This window comes from Phyllobacterium sp., from assembly GCF_037994405.1.
Classification (GTDB): domain Bacteria; phylum Pseudomonadota; class Alphaproteobacteria; order Rhizobiales; family Rhizobiaceae; genus Phyllobacterium.
In genome coordinates this window covers 1-4,575 of the sequence record NZ_JBBNAN010000188.1, presented here as the reverse complement: position 1 = coordinate 4,575, position 4,575 = coordinate 1, and the positions used below count along the sequence as shown (strand labels likewise).

Below are 4,575 nucleotides of genomic sequence, written 5' to 3'. Positions count from 1 at the left end.
ATGTCTCATCCACATGCCATTTGCCGGTCACAGCGCGTTTGCGCTTGTTGAACTGTTCCAGCAGTAGTGGAGAAAAGCGCAAAACCCATCGATGCACGGTCGAATGATCGACATGGATATTGCGCCCTTGCATCATTTCTTCCAGATCGCGCAGAGATGCCGATAAAAATATCTGCGCCGCGCAATCAGCGCAACTTCCGCCAAATTGGGGAACCTTCCCGCCTTGACTTTCGGATGTTCCGTTTTTGTCGCGCGCGGTTAGCCGGATGTTCGCGGTGCGTTTCGGGATGTTCGGGGGCGATTTCACAAAAAGGATTAGTTCCGGGATTGCTTTGCAAATCTGTAAACTATCCATCGGTGGAACGGTGACAAGCTTGTCACCATTCAGCCCTCGTTAAAGCCGATCTTGATCGGCAGGAATGGCGGCATGATCAGTGGTCGATACAATTTAACCAATTCATGGTGCCAAATCCCACCGCAAGTGGTGCAAGGATGCCGACACCGGCGAAATCATTGCTCATACGCTGACAGATCAGGGGGCGATACAAGGGAATGATCGCACGGCACTTGAGAGCTCGCTCCTTCCCGGCTCAGCAGCGCTTCTCCACACAGTTCTTTCTCTTTCAGATTGTTCCCGATTACAGTTTGAATGTCCTCCAGGACTTCGAACTTGCCTCCGATTGCTGTCGGCTTTTTGGCCCCGCTAGATATCTAGTCCTTTAATCTTGTTTGAGCTCTCCTGCGGATTGGCCGTTTTGTTCAAGACGATCCCCAATCCCCTGATGTACACTTGCGAGCTTTAGACGCTGTACATTCCACGGAGGTGTCAAGATGAAGCCGCGCATCAAGGTTCTCACGCTCGGCGTGGACGACCTCGAACGCTCCCTCGCCTTCTATCGCGACGGAATGGGCCTGGAGACGAAGGGTATTACCGGCCAGCAATTCGAGGACGGCGCAGTGGTCTTCTTCCATGTGAACGACGGCCTGATCCTCGCGCTCTGGCCCACGGCTTCACTGTCCAAGGATGCCAAGATCGCCGCAACGCAAATGAGGCTCGGGGCGGTTTCCATCGGACATATCGTCAACTCGAAGGAAGAGGTTGATGCTGTCGTTCGGCAGGCGGAGCAGGCCGGTGCTGTCGTTACCGACCGGCCGCACGACCGCTTCTGGGGTGGATACTCCGGCTACTTTCGCGACCCCGACGACCACCTCTGGGAGATCGCTTGGAATCCCCAGTGGAGCATCCCGGATTAGGGGCGTGACATCAAGGCGCTTCGATTGATCAGCGACACTATCGATCAGGTCCAGAGTTTACCTTTGGCCAATGGCAACCATCGGTTCCATCGGACGTTTGTACGCAGAATGCGAACGTCCTGAAGGCTGTCATGATGGTGGAGGATCTCAAGCACCGCCCTTCCCTTGGGAGCGCAAAGACGCCCAGCGCCCTGGCGGCATTTCCTTACGATCGAATGACCGTTGAACGGTTCCGGGAAGCTTTTCCCCGTGCGCGATGGAGCGATGAGCGGCGAGCGTGGTTTGTGTCCCAGGCAAGACGGCCGCGCGCCGGCTCGACCGAACCGAAAGAAGTGATGCGCGGTGATACCGGTGCGCGAACGTCGGCAGAAATCTGTGCTCACTTTGTGCCAATGAGGGATGGCAGTTCAGCCAAACTCTGGATCACAGCGTCCGGCTCCGCAGGCAGGCGATCAAGCGGCTGGTCATAGCGGTTGCACCACGCGACCTGGAATCCGAAATGCGAAGCACCGACGGCATCCCAACAGTTCGACGACTGGAAGGAGATGCGCTCCTTGGCGACACCGAGCCTGTCAACGGCGAACTGGTAAACGGATGGGTGCGGCTTGTAGATTTGGATTTCATCAACCGACAAGATGGCATCAAGGAAGACGTCTATGCCTGCATTGCGGCAGGCGGCCGTGATCATTTGAGGTGAGCCATTGGTCAGTATCGCCGTCTTTATCCCCGCTTGCTTCAGGACCTTCAATGTCGCGGCAACTTCCGGGAATGGATCGAGTGTGAGATAGAGCTGCATCAGGTGCTGACGCAGTCCATTGTCGGCGATGCCACGTGCTTCCATGGCATAGTCCAGCGCTTCGCCTGTGATTTGCCAAAATGGTGCATAGGCTCCCATCAGCGACCGCAGCCATGTGTATTCAAGCTGCTTTTGACGCCAGGTGCTCGACAACGCATCTGCGTTTTCACCAAGGGTGTCCTTTGCGCGCCCGACTGAAGAATTAAAGTCGAGCAACGTACCGTAGGCATCGAAGATGCAAGCCTCGATGTTCTCAAATCTCGCAGCGCTCATTTGAAACCCTTTATATTCAGCAAGCTAAGAAAATAGAAATGTTGGAGCGTTTTCCCCGGCGTCTCAATTTCCTGTCGTAGTTTCAATAGTACGACCTGCATTTTGGGCAATAGCAAAGCCACGTCCCGATCGGACAAATTCGACAGCAAGTGATTGCGTATCGGACTCTTTTGATCGATCGGCACAACCATCCTTCCAATAAATTCAGACAATTTCATCCGCGCGGACAGTTGAGAGCAAATGCTTCCAGTTTCACATACTCTCCGCCGAGTTGAGCCGACCATCAATCTAAGGAAAACAAGTCAGAGAACGTAAAGTTCCGAATAGGACTTTGCTGAACAGCCCGTGCGACGTAAGAATCCGCTATGACTATTTTTTCGGTGCGACATTCAACCGTCTATCGGTACCTGAGGCCCGTGGCATTCGGTGAGCATCGGCTGATGTTTCGTCCGCGTGACAGTTTCGACCAGCGCCTTCTTGAGGCCACGCTTGTTGTCGATCCAGCTCCACGGCTAGTCCGCTGGATCCATGACGTCTTCGGCAATTGTGTTGCGATCGTGCAAATCGCCGAACCAGCAATGGAGTTGCGCTTTCAAAGTCATATTCGCCTGGAACATACGCCGCACGTCGCTCTCGATCTTCAGATCGATGAAGAGGCACTCACTTATCCCTTTAGTTACGACGGCGACGAGACCATCGATTTGGAGCGAACGATCACGCGTCACCATCCTGATCCTGACGGTGACCTCGATCGTTGGGCGCGACAATTCGTTCGTGTTGGACATCCAACTGAAACCGGGCATCTCTTGATGACCATGTGTTACGCAATTCACGAGAGCTTCGTCTACGAGCGCCGTTTGGCGAGCGGCACGCAGACGCCACTCGAAACCTTGCAATTCCGTCGCGGTACATGTCGGGATTTTGCAGTCCTGATGATGGAAGCGGCCCGCTCGCTCGGCTTAGCGGCGAGATTTGTGACAGGGTACATTTATGTCCCTAGCCGAGACGGTTCAATAACACGTGGGGGTGGTTCCACCCATGCCTGGTGCCAGATTTATCTCCCCGGAGCAGGATGGGTGGAATTTGATCCGACCAACGGCATCGTGGGTAATCGCGATCTAATCCGCGTTGCCGTTGCGCGCGACCCGCGGCAGGCGATCCCCCTGACAGGGAGTTATGATGGAAGACCCTCTGATTACGAGGGGATGTCGGTGCAAGTGAATGTAACAACGGAAACAGCAGTAAATTTTCCAGCGGCTGACGATTGAAGGGAACCCCTCGCGGCTATCTTGCGTTGCCCGATATTCACTGCTGATGCTGGTTATCCAAGGAGAGACGATGAAGATGCGCGCCGGGGGCGCTGTCACGTTGTTTGAAGGACCGGCGCGTTAAGGCCCGTGCTGACAGTTTCAGACGAGCTGGCCACTGACGGCTTTCCACTGAGCCATAGTTTGCAGTCTGTAATTGCGAATTTGGTTAGCAGAAGGTTTTGTGTGATCTGGAACGAAGAGATTGCGGACGGCGGAGAACAGCGAAACGAAATGCTGCAAACTTCCGATTGAACGGAATCCCTGTCGCATTCGTTCCCGCTTTTTAAACGGCAGATGAGAGTTCTCCGCCCTGTTGTTCAAGCCTTTATGTGAGCGATGCTCGACATCCGGCATGACCTGACGCCTTGAGCGCAACTTGTCGGTGACGATCCGCTTGGCGAACGGCCTTGTTTCTTCAAGAGCCGGGTCAGCAAACGTCTGGCCGCCTTGGTATTGCGACGGTTCGGGGCGATCTCGTCGAGCACATAACCATCCTGATCGACAGCCCGCCATAGCCAGCATTTCATGCCATTGATGCGAACTGCAACCTCGTCGAGATACCAGACATCACTGCCCGAAGGTGACTTTCGGCGAATGCGCCGGCCATAGTCGGAGCCATGTTTTCTGCCCCATCGGCGGATGCTCTCATAGGAGACCGCGATCCCGCGCTCAAGCAGCATTTCCTTAACGTGGCGCAGGCCGAGCGGGAACCCGTAATAGAGCCAGACAGCGCGGGCGATAATCTCTGGCGGGAAACGATGGTTCTTCTGTGGTTGCCGCCCGTAATGCAAGAGGCTTGTGGCCCTTTTCGACGTGTGATCGAGTGCGGTCTCATATGGAGCAGCACACGTCAAGTAGTCATTTCAAAGCATCGACGTTTCCTCGTTCAACGTATCGACTCCAGGTTCAGGCGCAGTTGCATGACGAGGCTAATCTGCCTTG

3 protein-coding genes and 2 pseudogenes are annotated in these 4,575 nt (G+C 54.8%); 2 read left to right on the top strand and 3 right to left on the bottom strand.

Annotated features, from left to right (window positions below; translation table 11 throughout):
- Positions 1-355: pseudogene (locus tag AAAC48_RS10740) on the bottom strand (hypothetical protein); the annotation flags it as partial.
- 476 nt (positions 356-831) lie between these two features.
- Here AAAC48_RS10740 and AAAC48_RS10735 point away from each other — a divergent pair.
- Positions 832-1,254 (top strand): VOC family protein, encoded by a 423-nt coding sequence (locus tag AAAC48_RS10735; protein ID WP_340654160.1) that lies wholly within the window; start codon positions 832-834, stop codon positions 1,252-1,254.
- A 379-nt stretch (positions 1,255-1,633) separates the two neighbouring features.
- On the opposite strand, the gene AAAC48_RS10730 is transcribed toward AAAC48_RS10735, so the two are convergent.
- On the bottom strand, positions 1,634-2,323 hold the full coding sequence (locus AAAC48_RS10730; RefSeq protein ID WP_340654159.1) for a haloacid dehalogenase type II: 690 nt from the start codon (positions 2,321-2,323) through the stop codon (positions 1,634-1,636).
- Between the two features lie 365 nt (positions 2,324-2,688).
- Between AAAC48_RS10730 and AAAC48_RS10725 the strand changes: the two genes are divergently transcribed.
- A complete protein-coding gene (locus AAAC48_RS10725) occupies positions 2,689-3,591 on the top strand; it encodes a transglutaminase family protein (RefSeq protein WP_340654158.1) in 903 nt (300 codons plus the stop codon).
- 141 nt (positions 3,592-3,732) lie between these two features.
- Here AAAC48_RS10725 and AAAC48_RS10720 read toward each other — a convergent pair.
- A pseudogene (locus tag AAAC48_RS10720) lies at positions 3,733-4,424 on the bottom strand (IS6 family transposase).
- Between the last annotated feature and the right edge of the window lie 151 nt (positions 4,425-4,575).